We start from the raw sequence: 18,133 nt of genomic DNA on the forward strand, positions 1-18,133 counted from the left end.
CGGCGGGCGAGGAAGTGCCCGCGCCCGCCGCGCCCGCCGGAGCGGGACGCAGGCGCCGGGCCGCACGCCGGCGCAGGGCGCGGCCCATCGAGCTCCCGGACGGCTCGATGCGCAGGCTGCTGCCGCAGGCGCTGGTCGTCGCCTTCCTGGCCGGCGGCACCACCGCGTTCGTCGCCAAGGACAAGGCCATCGAGCTGAACGTCGACGGCAAGCCGCGCACCCTGCACACCTTCGCCGACGACGTGACCGAACTGCTCGCACAGGAGAGCGTCGACGTGGGGGCGCACGACGTGGTCGCGCCGGCCCCCGGCACGGCGATCCGCAGTGGTGACGAGATCGTGGTGCAGTACGGGCGTCCCGTGCGGCTCACCATCGACGGGCACCGGCGCGAGGTGTGGACGACGGCGGACACGGTGCAGGAGGCGCTCGAGGAGATGGGGGTGCGGGCGCAGGGCGCGTATCTGTCCGCTGCGCGCTCCCGGCACATCGGACGCGCGGGGCTCTCGCTCGACGTGCGCACCGAGCGTTCCGTGACGGTCATGGCCGACGGCCACGCACGGACGGTCCGCACGAACGCGGCGACCGTGCAGGAGGTCGTCGAGGAGGCCGGGGTCTTGCTGCACGGCGAGGACACCACCTCCGTCCCGGCGGACAGCTTCCCGCGCGACGGGCAGACGGTGACCGTGCTGCGGGTCACCGGCTCCAAGGAGGTCCGCGAGGAGGAGATCCCGTTCAAGGTGCAGCGGGAGGACGACCCCGGGGTGTTCAAGGGGACGGAGGTCGTCGACCGGGTGGGACAGCCGGGGCTGCGGCGGATCACGTACTCCCTGCGCATCGTCAACGGGGTCCGGCAGAAGCCGCGCCTTGCCGGCACCGAGGTGGTGCGCGAGCCGCAGCCGCAGGTCGTGAAGGTGGGCACCAAGCCGCTCCCGACGTCCGTGCGCGGCGCCGACGACCTGAACTGGAAGGGCCTCGCGGCCTGCGAGTCGGGCGGCCGCCCGGACGCCGTCGACCCCTCGGGCACCTACGGCGGCCTCTACCAGCTGGAGTCCCGCACCTGGCAGAGCCTCGGCGGCACCGGCCGCCCGGAGGACGCGTCCCCGGCGGAGCAGACGGCCCGTGCGAAGAAGTTGTATGTACGGCGAGGGGCGAGCCCCTGGCCCCATTGCGGGGCGCGGCTGCACGGGTGAGGCGGGTTTTTGGCCGCGGGCCGGTGGGGGCGACGTGCCCGCGGCCGATCGACGGCCAATCGCGGCACCAGGCGAACCGCTTGGTTGCCGCCACGTACCCTTGTCGCCGTGAGCAGCAGCCCAGCCCCCGACGCCCTCCTGGGCCCCGCCGACATCCGCGAACTGGCGGCAGCCCTCGGCGTCCGCCCCACCAAGCAGCGCGGTCAGAACTTCGTGATCGACGCCAACACGGTCCGCCGTATCGTCCGCACCGCCGGCGTCCGCCCGGACGACGTGGTCGTCGAGGTCGGCCCGGGGCTCGGCTCCCTCACCCTGGCGCTGCTGGAGGTCGCCGACCGCGTCACCGCCGTCGAGATCGACGACGTACTGGCCGCGGCGCTGCCCGCCACCATCGCGGCCCGCATGCCCGACCGCGCCGACCGTTTCGCGCTCGTCCACTCGGACGCGATGCACGTGACCGAGCTGCCGGGCCCCGCCCCGACCGCACTCGTCGCGAACCTCCCCTACAACGTCGCCGTCCCGGTCCTCCTGCACATGCTCGAGACCTTCCCGAGCATCGAACGCACCCTGGTCATGGTCCAGTCGGAGGTCGCCGACCGCCTCGCCGCCGCGCCCGGCTCGAAGGTGTACGGCGTCCCGTCCGTGAAGGCCAACTGGTACGCCGAGGTCAAGCGGGCCGGCGCCATCGGCCGCAACGTCTTCTGGCCCGCCCCGAACGTCGACAGCGGCCTCGTCTCGCTGGTCCGCCGCACCGAGCCGCTCAAGACCACCGCCTCGCGGCGCGAGGTGTTCGCCGTGGTCGACGCGGCCTTCGCGCAGCGGCGCAAGACGCTGCGGGCCGCGCTCGCCGGCTGGGCCGGGTCGCCCGCGGCGGCGGAGGCGGCCCTCGTCGCCGCCGGGGTGTCGCCGCAGGCGCGCGGAGAGGCCCTCACGGTCGAGGAGTTCGCGCGCATCGCCGAGCACGCCGAGACCACCGCGAACAAGGAGCCCGGTCAGAAGTGAGCGTCACCGTACGCGTCCCCGCCAAGGTCAACGTGCAGCTCGCGGTGGGTGCGGCCCGCCCCGACGGCTTCCACGACCTGGCCAACGTCTTCCTGGCGGTCGGCCTCCACGACGAGGTCACCGTGACGCCCGCCGACGAACTGCGCATCACCTGCGAGGGGCCGGACGCCAAGCACGTGCCCCTTGACCGTACGAACCTCGCGGCGCGCGCGGCCCTCGAACTCGCCCGGCGGCGGGGCATCGAACCGGCCGTGCACATCCACATCGCCAAGGACATCCCGGTCGCCGGCGGCATGGCGGGCGGCAGCGCGGACGGCGCGGGCGCGCTGCTGGCCTGCAACACGCTGTGGCAGACGGGCGCCTCCCGGGCCGAACTCCTCTCCATCTGCGCCGAGTTGGGCAGCGATGTGCCGTTCAGCCTGGTGGGCGGGGCGGCGCTGGGCACCGGGCGCGGCGAGCAGCTGCGCACGCTGGAGGTCGGCGGCACGTTCCACTGGGTGTTCGCGATGGCCGGCCGCGGTCTTTCCACCCCGGCCGTCTTCCGCGAGTTCGACCGGCTGGTGGAGGGCCGCGACATCCCCGAACCCGTCGCCTCCGAGGAACTCCTGCGCGCCCTCGCCAAGGGCGACCCGGACGCGCTCGCCGCGGCCGTCTCCAACGACCTCCAGCCCGCCGCCCTCTCCCTCTTCCCCGACCTCGCCGACACCCTCGCCGCGGGCTGCACCGCGGGCGCGCTCGCCGCGTTGGTGTCGGGCTCGGGCCCGACGACGGCCTTCCTCGCCCGGGATCCGGAGTCGGCGGCCGAGGTGGCCGAGACGCTGCGTACTTCGGGCATGTGCCGGTCGGTACGCATGGCTTCGGGGCCGGTAGCCGGGGCGACGGTGGTGGGCGGCTGAGCGCCGGTCGACCCCGGACCGTTGAGCACCCTCGCCGCGGGCTGCACCGCGGGCGCGCTCGCCGCGTTGGTGTCGGGCTCGGGCCCGACGACGGCCTTCCTTGCCCGGGATGCGGAGTCGGCGGCCGAGGTGGCGCAGACGCTGTGCGCTTCGGGCTCGTGCGCCGGTCGGTGCGCACGGCGTTGGGCGGCTGAGCGTTTGTTGACGCCCGACCGGCGGGGCATCTGGCCGCCGGATGCGGGCCCGCATGCCCGGTGGGCGAACGCGCGGGCGGGACACAGATGGGCGAGGCCCGACGCGACACCGTGGCGCCGTACGCGATCTTCGCCCGATCTCCACACGAACGTGACGGATTTCCACGCGGATGTACGGCAATCGCAGTACTGATGGGGCCGGTGGGACCAATAGGGTCGATTGAGCTTTCAAGCGCCCGGTGTGGCGCACCTACCCCCTGCACAGCCGAAGGGTCACGCACGTGTCCGAATCCCCCACACCCTCCCCTGCCCACCGCAGGAAGCGCTCTCTGTCCCGTCGCGGCGTGATCGGTGCCGCCGCGGCGGTGGCCGGCGCGGCTGCCGTGACCCCTGCGGTCTTCGCGGCCACCGGCTCCGGCTCCGGCTCCGGCTCCGGCTCCGGCTCCGGTGACGGTGACGGCTCCAGCTCCAACGGTTCCGGCGGCTCCGGTACGACCCCGGAGAAGTTCCCCGCCACCCGGACCGAGGCCGCCACCGGCACCGGCGAGGCCACCACCGCCTTCGCCGCCTCCTACGTCGGTCTGCGGTGGTCCGGAGCCAAGGAAGGCACCGCGATCCGCCTCGCGGACGGTGGCTGGCAGACCGTGACCGCGGGCTGCTCGGCCGTCAAGGACGGCGGCAGCGCGCTGGTGGCGGCCCAGAACGCCACCGTCTACGAGGTGAAGGTGTCGGGCGGAGTGTCCGACGTGTCCTCGCTGGCGATCGACGTCACCGACGGCCCCGGCCACACCTTCCACGTGCCCAGCGAGCCGACGCGCGTACGTGGTGTGCGCTACCTCTCCCGCCCGGCGTGGGGCGCCGACGAGTCCAAGCGGTACAAGGACGGCAAGGTCAACTCGCCCGAGAAGTACTACCCGTTGCAGATCATCACGGTCCACCACACCGCCACGCCGAACAACGATCCCGACCCGGCCGCGACGGTACGCGCGATCTATGAGCTCCACGCGATCACCAACGACTGGGGCGACATCGGCTACCACTTCCTCATCGACGAGTCCGGCACCGTCTACGAGGGCCGTTACTCCGGCGACGACGGCATCCCCGCCTTCAACTTGGACGGCGACCTCGTCACCGGCTTCCACTCCGTGGGCTACAACTCCGGCGCCCTCGGCATCGCCCTCATCGGCACGCTCACGGAGAACGGCCCCACGGACGCGGCCAAGGACTCCCTGACCCGGCTGATCAAGGTGATCTGCCGGTTCAAGGGCCTCGACCCCCAGGCGAGGGTCACCTACGTGAACCCCGTCAACGGCACGAAGAAGGACACGAACACCATCGGCGGGCACCGCGACTACTTCGCCACCGAGTGCCCCGGCCAGGTGATGTACGACCTGCTCGGCGAGATCCGCGCGGCCGCAGCCCGCTGATCTGCGGCTGATCCGGGCGTGACCTGCAGGGGGATCGGCCACCGACCGGCGCGCATTAGGCTGGGAGGCTGACCCCCTGCGGCGGTGCCGCATGTCGATACAGCCCCCTGGGCAGGAGAAAAATGGCCGTCAATCTGGTCAATGTCGAGAACGTCAGCAAGGTGTACGGCACTCGTGCCCTCCTCGACGGCGTGTCCCTCGGCGTCTCCGAAGGCGACCGGATCGGGGTGGTCGGGCGCAACGGCGACGGCAAGACCACCCTGATCCGCATGCTGGCCAAGCTGGAGGACGCCGACACCGGGCGGGTCACCCACTCCGGCGGCCTCCGCCTCGGCGTGCTCACCCAGCACGACTCCCTCGACCCGAACGCCACCGTCCGGCACGAGGTCATCCGGGACATGGAAGACCACGAGTGGGCGGGCAACGCCAAGATCCGGGACGTGCTCACCGGCCTGTTCGGCGGCCTCGACCTGCCGGGCTTCCCGCAGGGCCTGGACACCGTCATCGCGCCGCTGTCCGGCGGCGAGCGGCGCCGTATCGCGCTCGCCAAGCTGCTCATCGAGGAACAGGACCTGATCGTCCTCGACGAGCCCACGAACCACCTCGACGTCGAGGGCATCGCCTGGCTCGCGCGCCATCTGCGCGAGCGCCGCTCCGCTCTCGTGTGCGTGACCCACGACCGCTGGTTCCTGGACCAGGTCTGCACGCGCATGTGGGACGTGCAGAGGGGGGTCGTCCACGAGTACGAGGGCGGCTACTCCGACTACGTCTTCGCGCGCGCCGAGCGCGAGCGCATCGCCGCCACCGAGGAGGTCAAGCGGCAGAACCTCGTCCGCAAGGAACTGGCCTGGCTGCGGCGCGGTGCGCCCGCCCGTACGTCCAAGCCGCGCTTCCGCGTGGAGGCCGCCAACGAGCTCATCAAGGACGTACCGCCGCCCCGGGACAGCAGCGAGCTGATGAAGTTCGCCTCCTCGCGGCTCGGAAAGACCGTCTTCGACCTGGAAGACGTCACCGTGCAGGCCGGACCCAAGGTGCTGCTCAAGCACGTCACCTGGCAGCTCGGCCCCGGAGACCGCATCGGCCTGGTCGGCGTCAACGGCGCCGGCAAGACCTCCCTGCTGCGCGCCATGGCCGAGGCGGCACGGTCCGAGGGCGAGGTGCAGCCCGTCGGCGGGCGGGTCGCCGTCGGCAGGACCGTCAAGCTCGCCTACCTCTCCCAGGAGGTAGCCGAACTCAACCCGAACCTGCGGGTCCTGGAGGCCGTGCAGCAGGTGCGCGAGCGCGTCGACCTCGGCAAGGGGCGGGAGATGACGGCCGGTCAGCTGTGCGAGACGTTCGGCTTCAACAAGGAGAAGCAGTGGACGCCCGTCGGCGACCTGTCCGGCGGTGAGCGCCGCCGCCTGCAGCTGCTGCGTCTGCTCATGGACGAGCCCAACGTCCTCTTCCTCGACGAGCCCACCAACGACCTCGACATCGAGACCCTGACCCAGCTGGAGGACCTCCTCGACGGCTGGCCCGGCTCGATGATCGTGATCTCCCACGACCGGTTCTTCGTCGAGCGCACCACCGACCGCGTGTTCGCGCTGCTCGGCGACGCCACCCTGCGGATGCTGCCGCGCGGCATCGACGAGTACCTGGAGCGGCGCCGGAAGATGGAGGAGGCGGTCGCGGCCGCCTCGCCCGTCGCGGCCAGGCCCGCCGCCGAGAAGAGCGCCGCCGACCAGCGAGCCGCGAAGAAGGAACTCCAGAAGATCGAGCGGCAGTTGGACAAGGTCTCCGAGAAGGAGACCAAGCTGCACGCCCAGATCGCCGAGAACGCCACCGACTTCGCCAAGGTGGCCGAACTCGACGCCCAGCTGCGCGACTTGGCGGGCGAGCGCGAGGACCTGGAGCTGCGCTGGCTGGAACTCGCCGAAGACGCGTGAAGGCTCAGTGAAGGGTCATAACGACGGCATCACGGGCCGGTTCTCCCTTGGGAACAGGGGCTGAACCGGCCCGGTGTGCTGTCAGTTGCAGGTGATAGAAAGAGGACTTGGCTAGAAATCAGTGACTGAACGGGGGAACGCGCTGATGACGCAGCCGCCCAACCAGCCGCCGTACGGCGGTTTCGGCGCACCACAGGGCGGTTTCGGAGCACCGCCCCCGCTCCCACCCCAACAGCCCGGCCCCTACGGCCAACCCGGCCCGTACGGCCAGCCGCAGCAGCCCGGCCCATACGGCGCGCAGCCCGGTTACGGCTATCCGCCGCACCCCCAGTACCCCGGGTCGCCCGGCACCCCGCCGCCCGGCTCCGGCAATCCCTTCAAGGGGAAGCCGGGCCTGGTGATCGCGGCGGCCGTCGCCGCGCTGGCCGTCATCGGCGGCACCGTCTACGCCGTGACGCGCGGCGGCGACAAGAAGCCGGTCGCCGGGCAGAGCGACGACCCGAAGCCCACCGCGTCCGGCTCGGGCGGCTCCGGTGGCAGCGGCAGCGGTTCCGATCCCCAGGGCTTCAACGCGAGCCGCAGGACGGGCGAGGCGAAGGTGCTCTGGTACGAGTCGCCCCCGGACGCACCCGGTGCGGGCGCCGAGGCCCCCGGCATGTGGATCACCGACAAGGCGGCCGTGAAGGCGGCGTACAAGCAGGTCTTCGCCTACGACGTGACCGACGGCAGCCCGGCCTGGGACACCGTCACCTTCCCGCAGAAGATCTGCGCGGTCACCCCGCAGAAGTCGGCCGACGACAAGATCGTGGTGGCCTACGAGAGCGGCACCGGCCAGCGCGCCAAGTGCAACCAGCTCCAGCAACTCGACCTGGGCACCGGCGCCAAGGGCTGGAGCGGCACGCTCCCCGAGGGCGCGCTGTTCGACAGCACCCTGAACATCTCCCTGTCCCTCAGCGGCCGGACGGTGCTGGTGGGCCGCGCGCAGTCGGGGGTGGCGTACGACATCGACAGCGGGAAGAAGCTGTTCGACAAGAAGAAGTACGGCAGCGCCTGCTTCCCGACCGCCTTCGCCGGCGGCAGCAGGCTGATCTCCGTCGCGACCTGCAATGCCAGCGAGCCGAACGAGCACGACGAGATCCAGGAGCTCGACCCGGCGACCGGCAGGGCCAGGTGGACGCGGAAGTTCGACAAGGGCTGGTCGGTCGCGCGGACGTACTCCGTCGACCCGCTCGTCGTCTACAGCACCAACCAGGACAAGAAGGCCTGGAACATCTCGGTCTTCGACTCGAACGGCAGGTTCCGCTCCCAGGTCGGCTTCGACGGGAACTTCGCCCCCCAGTGCGGCTGGGCGCTCCTCGAACGCGACCTCCAGGGCTGCAAGGGTGTGACCGCGGACGCCGACACCCTCTACCTGCCGACCGACGCCACCACCGGGCCGAACGAGATCGTCGCGATCAGCCTCGCGAACGGCAAGGAGAAGTGGCGCGTCAAGTCCCCGGCTGACGCGTCGATGCTGCCGATGAAGGTCGAGGGCGGCAGGCTCATCGCCTATGTGCAGCCCTCGTACGACGTGGGCGGCCAGGTCGTGTCGATCGCGACGAGCGGCTCCGGCCACACGCCGGTGAAGCTGCTGCAGAACCCGCAGAGCACGGCGGCCCTGGAGAGCGCCGTCTTCACCAAGGCCTTCGACTGGGTCGACGGACGCTTCTACCTCTCACCCACGCGGATCAGCGGAAACGACGACTCGAAGGGCAAGTTGATGCTCGCCTACGGCAAGTGACCGCTCCCCAGGCCCGTCGTCCCCGCCGCCCGCTCACGAGGTAGCCACGCCATGACCCAGCCCCCGCCGCCCCAACAGCCCCCGCAGCAGGGCGGCTTCGGCCCGCCCCAGCCGCCTCCGCCCCAGCCGGGATACGGCTATCCCCAGGCACCGCAGGCTCCGCAGCAGCCCAACCCCTACGCCCAGCCCGCACCGCCCTACGGGCAGCCGCCGAATCCCTACGGCCGGCAGGCCGGTTACGGCTACCCGCAGCCGCCCGCGCCGCCGTACGCGCAGACCGGGCAGCCCGGCGGCGGACGCAAGGGCGGCGGGCAGACGGCGATCATCCTCGCGGCGGTCCTCGCCGTCGCACTGCTCGTCGCCGGCGGCGTCTGGTACGCCTCGTCGGGCAAGGACGACGGAAAGAACACTGCATCCGATGGCGCCTCCGGCGCGGGGGCGAGCTCCAGTGGCGGCGGCACCGGCGGCAGCACGGCCGAGGGTGAGGAGAAGGTGCCCGCCCGCACCGCCTCGCAGCTGCTGTTCAAGGTCCCGGTGCCCCAGGTGGACGACACCACCGTCGTCGCCGGTTCGTGGCTCACGGACAAGGCGTATGTGAAGAGCGGCGTCGCGGAGATCAACGGGTACGACCGCGACAAGGGCAGCAAGCTGTGGACGATCAAGCTCCCCGGCCCGGTCTGCACCGTCAGCACGCACACCACCGACGACGACCGGACGGCCGTCGTCTTCCAGCCCAGAATGCCCCCGAAGGGCAGGTCCGAGGGGTGCAGCCAGGTCGCGGCGATCGACCTGCACGCCGGCAAGAAGCTGTGGACGAAGTCGCTCGGCTCCCGAGGCCGGGCGATGACCTTCGAGAACGTCACCGTCAGTGCGAACACGGTCGCCGCGGGCGGCAACTACGGAGGCGTCGCCTTCGACCTCGCCGGCGGCAGGCAGCTGTGGGCCCCGAAGCCCAAGGACAGCTGCATCGACGCCGGGTACGGCGGCGGCGAGAAGCTCGTCGCGGTGCTCAAGTGCGGCTCGTTCGACGATCCGCAGCTGCACATCCAGACCATCGACCCGCGGTCCGGGCGGACGATCTCGGAGTACAAGCTGGCCACGGGCATCGAGTACGCCGCCGTCGTGTCGACGAACCCGCTGGTCGTGGCGGCCGACGTCGGCCACAGCGCGGGCGACGGCAGTGAGATCTCGGACTTCTTCTCCATCGACAACAAGACCGGCAAGCTGATCACCCGGATCTCGGCTCCCGGCAAGGACTACGCGGCCAGCTGCGACGCGATCTCCGAGCTCGAGCACTGCACCGGAGTCGCCGTCGGCAACGGCAGGCTGTATCTGCCGACCGAGGAGCACGACGGCGGCAAGGACTACGGCCGGACCAACGAGATCGTCGCGTTCGACCTGGCCACCGGCAAGCAGAACGGCCAGCGCGCCGACGCCGGCGACGGCTACACGATCACCCCGCTGCGTATGGACGGCGGCAATGTGATCGCCTACAAGCACCCGCCGTACGACAAGGGCGGCCAGGTCGTCAGCATCGACGGCGGCTCCTTCAAGGAGACCAGGCTGCTGGAGAACCCGGCGGCGGGGTCGGTGCGGGACCTGGAGGGCACCCTGTCGCCCGACTACTCCGAGATCCTCTACTCGCAGGGCCGTCTGTACCTGGCCGGCCGGTTCGCCGACAAGCTGTCGAGTCCGGCCTCTGGGGAGAAGGTCCTGGCGCTCGCGCTCGGCGCCGGCGGCTGAAACCACTGCCCGGCAGCTGCGGCCCCGTCCCTGCTCAGGGGCGGGGCCGTGCGCGTACCGCCCATCACCCTCGAATACGCGGAAAGCCAGAAATTCCGTCGATCAGGGGCACTTCTCACCGGTAGGGGGAGCGCAATGTCGAACAAGCGTGTAGCTTCCGGGGGCATGAAGAGCGGGGGAGCCGGGAGGGGGCTCCTGTCCGCGCGGACCGGTGGGCATCCATAGCGCGGCATCCATGGTGATCCATCGGGGGGACTGGGGGGTTGCTCGATGGGAGTGCGGCTCATGGTGGTCGACGACCACCGACTGCTCGCCGAGGCGCTGGCCTCGGCGTTGAAGCTGCGGGGGCACCGGGTGCTCGCCGCGGCGGCGCCTGCCGCGGGCGCGGCGGAGCTGGTGATCACCCGTGCGCCGGAGGTGTGCCTGCTGGGTACGGCGACACCGGCCGAGCCGGGCATCTTCGACCCGGTGGTGAAGATCAAACGGGAGCGTCCGCAGGTGGCGGTCCTGGTCCTCGGCCCGGTACCGAGCCCGCGTGGCATAGCCGCCGCCTTCGCCGCCGGCGCCTCGGGCTATGTGCGCCATGACGAGCGCATAGAGGGCGTCGAGCGGGCCATCATGAAGGCGAGGGCGGGCGAGGCGGCGGTTGCCCCGCAGCTGCTGCAAGGAGCCTTCAGCGAGTTGCTGAACCCCGCCGCCCAACCGGACGACGAGGGCCAGCGCCTGCTCCAGATGCTCACCCCGAGGGAGGTCGAGGTCCTGGTCCGGGTCGCCGACGGCGAGGACACCCGCCTAATTGCAGCCGGCATGGGCATCGCCCCCAGCACCGCGCGCACCCACGTCCAACGAGTCCTGATGAAACTGGGCGTGGGCTCCCGCCTGGAGGCAGCGGCCCTGGCGGCACGGACGGGGCTGCTGGACCGGGCGGGGCCGGTGCAGCACCCAGTACCTGCGGAGGACGAAGCGCCCCGTTAGGGGCGCGGGGCTGCCCCCGTGCGCCCGCACCCGGCAGACGACCGCAGGTCCAACGGCGCTACTCCGCCCCGCCCTCCTCCGGAGGAACCGGCGGGGCCGCCGGCCGCAACTTCAGCCACACCAGGAAGAACACCCCCAGAATCAACATCGCGATCCCGGTCCACAGATTGATGTTGACCCCCTGCGCCTTGTCGATCGCGGCCTGGCCGTCGGTGATCCCGGCGATGGTGACGATCACGCCGTAGACCACGAACAACCCGCCGATGATGCGCCGCAGGTCGAAGATGCGAGCCGCCGTCGCCGACTTCTGCTGGAGCTCGGTGACTTCGCGCTGCACGTCATGCTCTGAGTACCCGTGCTGATCAGTCATGGTGAATCGATCCTCCCTCGATCAGAACGAGAACGGGATGTAGCAGGCGGCAGCGAGGACGACCGCGCCCCAGCCCAGCAGGGCCGGCCGGCGGTACCAGGCGTCGTCGCCGACGGCGGGCGGCTCGGACATGCCGGGTGAGGTGGTGCCGTAGACCAGGCCCTGGAGTTCCTCGGCGGGCTTGGGCCTGGTGAACAGGGACACGACCACCATCACCACCGCGCCGGCGACGAAGCCGACGATCGCGGAGACGAAGTTGGCGCCCTGGTCGGAGGGGATGCTGATGATCCCCCTCTTGTAGATCACGAAGTAGTTCACCATCGCGGCCACGGTGCCGGCGAGCAGGCCCCAGAAGCCGGACCTGGCGGAAGCGCGCTTCCAGAACATGCCGACGATGAAGACGACGAACATCGGCACGTTGAAGAAGGAGAACAGGGTCTGGAGGTAGCTCATGATGTTCGAGAACGACGAGGCCAGGAAGGCCGTGCCGACCGAGGCGCAGACGCCGATCACCGTGATCAGGCGGCCGAAGCGGACGTAGTAGCCGTCCTCGCGGCCCTTGACCACGTACCGGGCCCAGATGTCGTTGGTGAACACCGTGTTGAAGGACGACACGTTGGCCGCCATGCCCGCCATGAACGCGGCGAGCAGTCCGGTCACGGCGATGCCGAGGACGCCGTTGGGCAGCAGCTGCGACATGAGGTAGGGGATGGCGTCGTTGTACTGGTAGCCGGACTTCGTGGTGCCGAAGCCGGGGACCAGCGCGGCGGCGACCAGCCCGGGGATCATCACCAGGAAGACGATGAAGACCTTCGGGTACGCGGCGATCAGCGGGGTGCGCTGAGCGGCCGAGAGGTTCTTCGCGGACAGGGCGCGCTGCACCTCGGCGAAGTTCGTCGTCCAGTAGCCGAAGGACAGCACGAAGCCGAGGCCCAGCACGATGGTGAGCCAGTTGGCGCCCAGCGGGTTGCTGCTGCCGATGCCGGTGCCGCCCCAGGCGGTGGTGAAGTTCGCGCCGTGGCTGGCGGTGAGCTTGTCGGTCAGGCCGCCCCAGCCGCCGACCTTCTTCAGGCCCAGCACGACGATCGGGATCAGGGCCGCGAGGATCACGAAGAACTGCAGCACCTCGTTGTAGATCGCGGAGGAGAGACCGCCGAGCGTGATGTACGCCAGCACGAAGGCACCGGCGACCACGATCGCCACCCACTGCGGCCAGCCGAGGAGCGCCTCTACGACGATGGCGAGGGCGTAGAGGTTCACACCGGCGATCAGGACGGCGGCAAACGCGAACAGGATCGAACTCAGCAGATGTGCCCACTTGTCGAAGCGGAGGAGCAGCATCTCGGGGACGGAGCGGACCTTGCTCCCGTAGTAGAAGGGCATCATCACCAGGCCGAGGAAGACCATGGCGGGGATGGCACCGATCCAGTACCAGTGCACGGTGTAGGCGCCGTACTGCGCGCTGTTGGCGGCCATGCCCAGGATCTCGGTGGCGGCCAGGTTGGCCGAGATGAACGCGAGACCGGTGATCCACGCGGGCAGGGAGCGCCCGGAGAGGAAGAAGTCGAGGCTGGTCTTCACCGATCTGCGGGCGGCGAATCCGATGCCGAGGACGACGGCGAAGTAGATGGCGAGGATCGTGTAGTCGAGCCCGTTCGTGGGGAGTCGAAGCTCGGCGGCCAGTTCCACGGCCTGGTATGTGGGGGTTTGCATAAGTACTCGCTTCGTCGCGTGAACTGATACAGGGCGGAACCTACGCCTCTGTGTTCAGTATCCAAACACTTTTGGTGATGCTCTTTGTTGGATTGTGATGTTGACGGATGTGAGGGGGCGATGTTCCAATGTGTTTGGTTCTGTTTGATGATTGATGTGGCTCGAATAGGGAGTCCGCAGTGAAGAAGACCTCGACCCGCCTGGCCGACGGTCGCGAGTTGATCTACTACGACCTGCGCGACGACAACGTGCGCGACGCGGTGGACCACCGGCCGCTGGAGCGGACCGTCACGACCTCCGAGATCCGCCGTGACCCGCTGCTCGGCGACGCGATCGCCGTCGCCTCGCACCGCCAGGGCCGCACCTACCACCCGCCGGCCGACGAGTGCCCGCTGTGCCCCTCCCGGGACGGCAGACTGAGCGAGATCCCGGACTCGTCGTACGACGTGGTCGTCTTCGAGAACCGCTTCCCCTCCCTGGCCGGCGACTCGGGCCGCTGCGAGGTCGTCTGCTTCACCTCCGATCACAACGCGTCCTTCGCCGACCTCACCGAGGAGCAGGCGGCGCTGGTCCTGGAGGCATGGACGGACCGAACGTCCGAGCTGTCGCATCTCCCCTCCGTGGAGCAGGTGTTCTGCTTCGAGAACCGGGGCGCGGAGATCGGCGTCACGCTCGGGCATCCGCACGGCCAGATCTACGCGTACCCGTTCACGACGCCTCGCACCGCCCTGATGCTGCGCCAGGTCGCCCAGCACAAGGAGGCGACGGGCGGGGAGAACCTCTTCGACGCCGTCCTGCAGAGCGAACTCACCGGTGAGCGGGTCGTCCTGGAAGGTGAACACTGGCTGGCGTTCGTGCCGTACGCGGCGCACTGGCCGTACGAGGTCCACCTGTACCCGAAGCGTCGCGTGCCCGACCTGCTCGGGCTGGACGAACAGGCGCGCACAGAGTTCCCCAAGGTCTATCTGGAACTCTTGAGGCGCTTCGACCGGATCTTCGGCGAAGGTGAACCGCCCACGCCCTACATCGCGGCCTGGCACCAGGCCCCGTTCGGGGCGCTGGAGGACTTCGAGGGCGTCAACCGTGACGACTTCGCGCTCCACCTCGAGCTTTTCACCATCCGCCGAACCTCCGGCAAGCTGAAGTTCCTCGCGGGTTCCGAGTCCGGCATGAACGTGTTCATCAACGACGTGCCGCCGGAGCGCGCGGCCGAGCGACTGCGAGAGGTAGCGAGTTGATGAGCGGTAAGTACCTGGTCACCGGTGGTGCGGGCTATGTGGGCAGCGTGGTCGCCCAGCATCTGCTGGAGGCGGGCCACGAGGTCACGGTCCTGGACAACCTGACGACCGGCTTCCGCGAGGGGGTCCCGGCGGGCGCCGCCTTCATCGAGGGCGACATCCGCGACGCCGCCAAATGGCTGGACCCCTCCTACGACGCCGTCCTGCACTTCGCCGCGTTCTCGCAGGTCGGCGAGTCGGTCGTGAAGCCCGAGAAGTACTGGGACAACAACGTCGCCGGCACCATGGCGCTGCTCGGCGCGATGCGCGAGGCGGGCGTCCGCAAGCTGGTCTTCTCCTCCACGGCCGCCACGTACGGCGAGCCGAAGGAGGTCCCGATCGTGGAGTCGGCGCCCACCTCGCCGACCAACCCCTACGGCGCCTCGAAGCTGGCCGTCGACCACATGATCACCGGTGAGGCGGCGGCCCACGGCCTGGGCGCGGTCTCGCTGCGCTACTTCAACGTGGCGGGCGCCTACGGCAAGCAGGGCGAGCGCCACGACCCCGAGTCGCACCTCATCCCGCTGGTGCTGCAGGTCGCGCAGGGCAGGCGGGACGCCATCTCCGTCTTCGGCGACGACTACCCGACCCCGGACGGCACCTGCGTCCGCGACTACATCCATGTCGCTGACCTGGCCGACGCCCACCTGCTCGCGCTGCAGGCCGCCGCCCCGGGCGAGCACCTCATCTGCAACCTGGGCAACGGCGAGGGCTTCTCGGTGCGCCAGGTCATCGAGACGGTCCGGCAGGTCACCGGCCACCCGATCCCCGAGGTCGTGGCCCCGCGCCGCAGCGGTGACCCGGCGGTCCTGGTGGCCTCGGCCGCCACGGCCCGCGAGAAGCTGGGCTGGAACCCGTCCCGCGCGGACCTCGCGGGGATCGTGGCGGACGCGTGGGAGTTCGCGCGGGCCATCAGCACAGCAAGGGAGCAGTAGTGGCGGCACAGCAGGTGCGGGACGGTTTCGTGGAGCTCTACGGATCCGCGCCCGAAGGTGTCTGGTCGGCGCCGGGCCGCGTCAACCTCATCGGTGAGCACACCGACTACAACGACGGCTTCGTGATGCCCTTCGCGCTGCCGCACACCGCGATCGCGGCGGTCTCGCGCCGCACGGACGGTGTGCTGCGCCTGCACTCGGCGGACATCGAGGGTGATGCGGGCGGGGTCGTGGAACTCCGACCGGACGACCTGGCCCCGGAGTCGGACCGCAACTGGACCGCCTATCCGGCCGGCGTCGTCTGGGCCCTGCGCGAGGCCGGCCATGCGGTGACCGGTGCGGACGTCCACCTGTCGTCGACGGTCCCGTCCGGCGCGGGCCTGTCCTCCTCGGCGGCGCTGGAAGTCGTCGTGGCCCTCGCGCTGAACGACCTGTACGAACTGGGCCTGCAGCGCTGGCAGCTGGCCCGCCTGTGCCAGCGCGCCGAGAACGTCTACGTCGGCGCCCCCACCGGCATCATGGACCAGACGGCCTCCGCCTGCTGCGAGGAGGGCCACGCGCTGTTCCTCGACACCCGGGACCTCTCCCAGAAGCAGATCCCCTTCGACCTGGCCGCGGAGGGCATGCGGCTGCTGGTCGTGGACACCCGCGTCAAGCACGCCCACAGCGACGGCGAGTACGGCAAGCGGCGCGCGGGCTGCGAGCGGGGCGCGGCCCTGCTGGGCGTAGACGCGCTGCGGGACGTCCCGTACGCGGAACTCGACGCCGCGCTGGAGCGGTTGGGCGACGACGAGGAGGCGGTCCGCCTGGTCCGTCACATCGTCACGGAGGACGAGCGGGTGGAGAAGACCGTCGCCCTGCTGGAGGCGGGCGAGACCCGGGCGATCGGCCCGGTCCTGATCGCCGGTCACGCATCCCTGCGCGACGACTTCCGCATCTCCTGCCCGGAGCTGGACCTGGTCGTGGACACGGCCCTCGCCTCCGGCGCCCTCGGCGCCCGTATGACCGGCGGCGGCTTCGGCGGCTCGGCGATCGTGCTGGCGGAGGCGGCCGACGTGGACACCATCACCAAGGCGGTGGAGGAGGCGTTCGCCTCCGGCGGTCACGCGGCGCCCAGGGTGTTCGAGGCGGTGCCTGCGGCAGGCGCGCGGAGGCTCAGCTGAGCCGCTTCGTCAGCGTGTATTCGGTGATCCCCGGCGGATAGTCGGGGATCACGCACACCACGTCGTACCCCTGCTTCCGGTAGAACCCCGGCGCCTGGAAGTCCCAGGTCTCCAGCCGGGCCGAGGTGCAGCCCCGCTCGTCGTGGGCGATCCGTTCCGCCTCCGCCAGCAGCCGTGAGCCCAGGCCCGCGCCCCGCCACCGCTCGTCGACCCACAAATAGGCGACGTGCAGCCAGGTCGTCCAGGTGTGGCCCACCAGGCCCGCTGCCAGCTCGTCCCGCTCGTCCAACACCCAGACATGGAGCGGACGTTCACGTTCGGCCGGGGTGCTGCGCAGCGCGCGCAGCACAGGGGAGGCCTTGGTGTTGGTGTCGCGCAGCCGGGAACGGAGAAGATCGCGCCGGGTCCTGTCGACTTCTGTCTCAAGACGAAACATGCGGCTCACGATAAACGCGTCGGCCAGCGAGTTCTGCAAATTACCTTCCGCTCCTGCCCCCCGGCCGTACCCTGATGAACAGCACCGGTGGGGGCCGGTGTCGATCAGGGGGCGAGACAGTCGGGTACGACGCCCGAAGTGGGGGTAGCAGTTTCCGCACGGCGGCGGCCGTGCGGTGCGCCGTTCCGGTCCCAGGTGGTCACAGACGACCTGGGATGCTTCGGGTGCCGTACCTGCGCCCGTGCCGTCTCCCGACAATGGGGTATCCCCTGCTCTTGGAGAGCTTGGGGAAGGGGGTTTCGTGGTTCGCATCCGAGTCCTGGTCGTCGACGACCACCGCATCTTCGCCGAGTCGCTCGCCGCCGCCCTTGCGGCCGAGCCCGACGTCGACGTCTCCGCGGCCGGCAGCGGTCCCGCCGCGCTGCGCAGCCTGGAGCGCGCGGCGGCCGAGGGCCGCCGCTTCGACGTGCTGCTCGTCGACTCCGACCTCGGCGGCAACGTGCCGGGCGTACGGCCCGCCGTGCCCGTCCAGGAAGGCAATGAGGAGGGGCTGGTCGACGGCATCTCACTGGTCGCCGGCGTACGGTCCGGGCAGCCGGGCGTACGGATCGTCGTCCTCGCCGAGAAGGACGATCCGCGGCGTGCCGCACTCGCCCTGCAGGCCGGGGCCTCCGGCTGGGTCGCCAAGGACTGCTCGCTGTCCCGGCTGCTCAATGTCATCCGGGGCGTCCTGCGCGACGAGACCCATCTGCCGCCCGCGCTGCTCACGGGCGTCCTCAGGGAGCTGACGGCCGCGCGCAAGCACCGCACCGAGAGCGAGCAGCTGGTGGAGTCCCTCACGCCGAGGGAGCGGGAAGTGCTGCGGTGCATGGTCGCAGGCCTGGGGCGCAAGGCCGTCGCCGAGCGCCTGTTCCTCTCCCCGCACACCGTCCGCACCCATATGCAGAACGTCCTCGGGAAGCTGGGCGTCCACTCGACCCTGGCCGCGGTCGCGCTGGCACGGCGAGCAGGGGTCGGACCCGTCGACCTGGGGCCTGCCGGCCGGGTGGAGGAGAGCACCAGCGCCTGATCACCGCCGGTGAACGGCAGCGCCCCTGAAGGGGCGCG

The 18,133-nt window shown here is 70.6% G+C and carries 16 protein-coding genes; 13 read left to right on the top strand and 3 right to left on the bottom strand.

Going from position 1 to position 18,133, the window contains the following annotated elements; all coding sequences use genetic code 11:
• The 9 genes from AB0N07_RS39930 to AB0N07_RS39970 all read left to right on the top strand — a co-directional run.
• Positions 1-1,190, top strand: a 1,190-nt coding sequence (locus tag AB0N07_RS39930; protein WP_365843900.1) for a ubiquitin-like domain-containing protein, incomplete at its 5' end; no start/stop codon positions are given.
• Positions 1,191-1,298: 108 nt separating this feature from the next.
• A complete protein-coding gene (rsmA, locus tag AB0N07_RS39935) occupies positions 1,299-2,192 on the top strand; it encodes a 16S rRNA (adenine(1518)-N(6)/adenine(1519)-N(6))-dimethyltransferase RsmA (RefSeq protein ID WP_365843901.1) in 894 nt (297 codons plus the stop codon).
• Entirely contained in the window at positions 2,189-3,088 is a 900-nt protein-coding gene (locus tag AB0N07_RS39940) for a 4-(cytidine 5'-diphospho)-2-C-methyl-D-erythritol kinase (RefSeq protein WP_365843903.1), read from the top strand. Before rsmA ends, AB0N07_RS39940 begins: the two co-directional genes overlap by 4 nt.
• 69 nt (positions 3,089-3,157) lie before the next feature.
• On the top strand, positions 3,158-3,475 hold the full coding sequence (locus AB0N07_RS39945) for a hypothetical protein (protein WP_365843954.1): 318 nt from the start codon (positions 3,158-3,160) through the stop codon (positions 3,473-3,475).
• 151 nt (positions 3,476-3,626) lie between these two features.
• On the top strand, positions 3,627-4,709 hold the full coding sequence (locus AB0N07_RS39950; protein WP_365843905.1) for a peptidoglycan recognition family protein: 1,083 nt from the start codon (positions 3,627-3,629) through the stop codon (positions 4,707-4,709).
• A gap of 122 nt (positions 4,710-4,831) precedes the next feature.
• On the top strand, positions 4,832-6,634 hold the full coding sequence (locus AB0N07_RS39955) for an ABC-F family ATP-binding cassette domain-containing protein (RefSeq protein ID WP_365843907.1): 1,803 nt from the start codon (positions 4,832-4,834) through the stop codon (positions 6,632-6,634).
• Positions 6,635-6,779: 145 nt separating this feature from the next.
• Entirely contained in the window at positions 6,780-8,414 is a 1,635-nt protein-coding gene (locus tag AB0N07_RS39960) for a PQQ-binding-like beta-propeller repeat protein (RefSeq protein ID WP_365843909.1), read from the top strand.
• 51 nt (positions 8,415-8,465) lie between these two features.
• Positions 8,466-10,157, top strand: a complete 1,692-nt coding sequence (locus AB0N07_RS39965) for a PQQ-binding-like beta-propeller repeat protein (protein WP_365843911.1) — start codon at positions 8,466-8,468, stop codon at positions 10,155-10,157.
• 270 nt (positions 10,158-10,427) lie between these two features.
• Positions 10,428-11,132 carry a response regulator transcription factor gene (locus AB0N07_RS39970; RefSeq protein ID WP_365843913.1) on the top strand — a complete coding sequence of 235 codons (705 nt, stop codon included), beginning with the start codon at positions 10,428-10,430 and terminating at the stop codon, positions 11,130-11,132.
• Positions 11,133-11,190: 58 nt separating this feature from the next.
• Here AB0N07_RS39970 and AB0N07_RS39975 read toward each other — a convergent pair whose 3' ends face one another.
• Both AB0N07_RS39975 and AB0N07_RS39980 read right to left on the bottom strand, forming a co-directional pair.
• Positions 11,191-11,502, bottom strand: a complete 312-nt coding sequence (locus tag AB0N07_RS39975; protein ID WP_365843915.1) for a hypothetical protein — start codon at positions 11,500-11,502, stop codon at positions 11,191-11,193.
• 21 nt (positions 11,503-11,523) lie between these two features.
• Complete coding sequence (locus tag AB0N07_RS39980) at positions 11,524-13,215, bottom strand: sodium:solute symporter family protein (RefSeq protein WP_365843917.1); 1,692 nt, start codon at positions 13,213-13,215, stop codon at positions 11,524-11,526.
• A 179-nt stretch (positions 13,216-13,394) separates the two neighbouring features.
• On the opposite strand from AB0N07_RS39980, the gene galT reads away from it, so the two are divergent.
• Genes galT through galK form a run of 3 tightly spaced genes read left to right on the top strand, consistent with a single transcriptional unit; the run spans position 13,395 to position 16,590 of the window.
• Entirely contained in the window at positions 13,395-14,453 is a 1,059-nt protein-coding gene (galT, locus tag AB0N07_RS39985) for a galactose-1-phosphate uridylyltransferase (protein ID WP_365843919.1), read from the top strand.
• On the top strand, positions 14,453-15,427 hold the full coding sequence (galE, locus tag AB0N07_RS39990) for a UDP-glucose 4-epimerase GalE (RefSeq protein ID WP_365843921.1): 975 nt from the start codon (positions 14,453-14,455) through the stop codon (positions 15,425-15,427). Before galT ends, galE begins: the two co-directional genes overlap by 1 nt.
• The gene (gene galK, locus AB0N07_RS39995; protein ID WP_365843923.1) at positions 15,427-16,590 is read left to right on the top strand and encodes a galactokinase; all 1,164 of its coding nucleotides are present in this window, start codon (positions 15,427-15,429) and stop codon (positions 16,588-16,590) included. The genes galE and galK overlap by 1 nt, the downstream gene beginning before the upstream one ends.
• Here galK and AB0N07_RS40000 read toward each other — a convergent pair.
• A complete protein-coding gene (locus tag AB0N07_RS40000) occupies positions 16,583-17,026 on the bottom strand; it encodes a GNAT family N-acetyltransferase (protein WP_365843925.1) in 444 nt (147 codons plus the stop codon). The genes galK and AB0N07_RS40000 overlap by 8 nt on opposite strands.
• 301 nt (positions 17,027-17,327) lie before the next feature.
• On the opposite strand from AB0N07_RS40000, the gene AB0N07_RS40005 reads away from it, so the two are divergent.
• A complete protein-coding gene (locus tag AB0N07_RS40005; protein WP_365843927.1) occupies positions 17,328-18,095 on the top strand; it encodes a response regulator transcription factor in 768 nt (255 codons plus the stop codon).
• Positions 18,096-18,133: the final 38 nt, after the last annotated feature.

Origin of the sequence: Streptomyces sp. NPDC051172, assembly GCF_040682555.1 — a bacterium.
In the GTDB taxonomy this organism is placed as follows: Bacteria; Actinomycetota; Actinomycetes; order Streptomycetales; family Streptomycetaceae; genus Streptomyces.

Bases quoted from the DNA above. Each gene is read 5' to 3' on its own strand.
- AB0N07_RS39955 (WP_365843907.1), top strand. From the start codon at position 4,832: ATGGCCGTCAATCTGGTCAATGTCGAGAACGTCAGCAAGGTGTACGGC.
- AB0N07_RS39960 (WP_365843909.1), top strand. From the start codon at position 6,780: ATGACGCAGCCGCCCAACCAGCCGCCGTACGGCGGTTTCGGCGCACCA.
- AB0N07_RS39965 (WP_365843911.1), top strand. From the start codon at position 8,466: ATGACCCAGCCCCCGCCGCCCCAACAGCCCCCGCAGCAGGGCGGCTTC.
- AB0N07_RS39970 (WP_365843913.1), top strand. From the start codon at position 10,428: ATGGGAGTGCGGCTCATGGTGGTCGACGACCACCGACTGCTCGCCGAG.
- AB0N07_RS39975 (WP_365843915.1), bottom strand. From the start codon at position 11,502: ATGACTGATCAGCACGGGTACTCAGAGCATGACGTGCAGCGCGAAGTC.
- AB0N07_RS39980 (WP_365843917.1), bottom strand. From the start codon at position 13,215: ATGCAAACCCCCACATACCAGGCCGTGGAACTGGCCGCCGAGCTTCGA.
- galE (WP_365843921.1), top strand. From the start codon at position 14,453: ATGAGCGGTAAGTACCTGGTCACCGGTGGTGCGGGCTATGTGGGCAGC.
- AB0N07_RS40000 (WP_365843925.1), bottom strand. From the start codon at position 17,026: ATGTTTCGTCTTGAGACAGAAGTCGACAGGACCCGGCGCGATCTTCTC.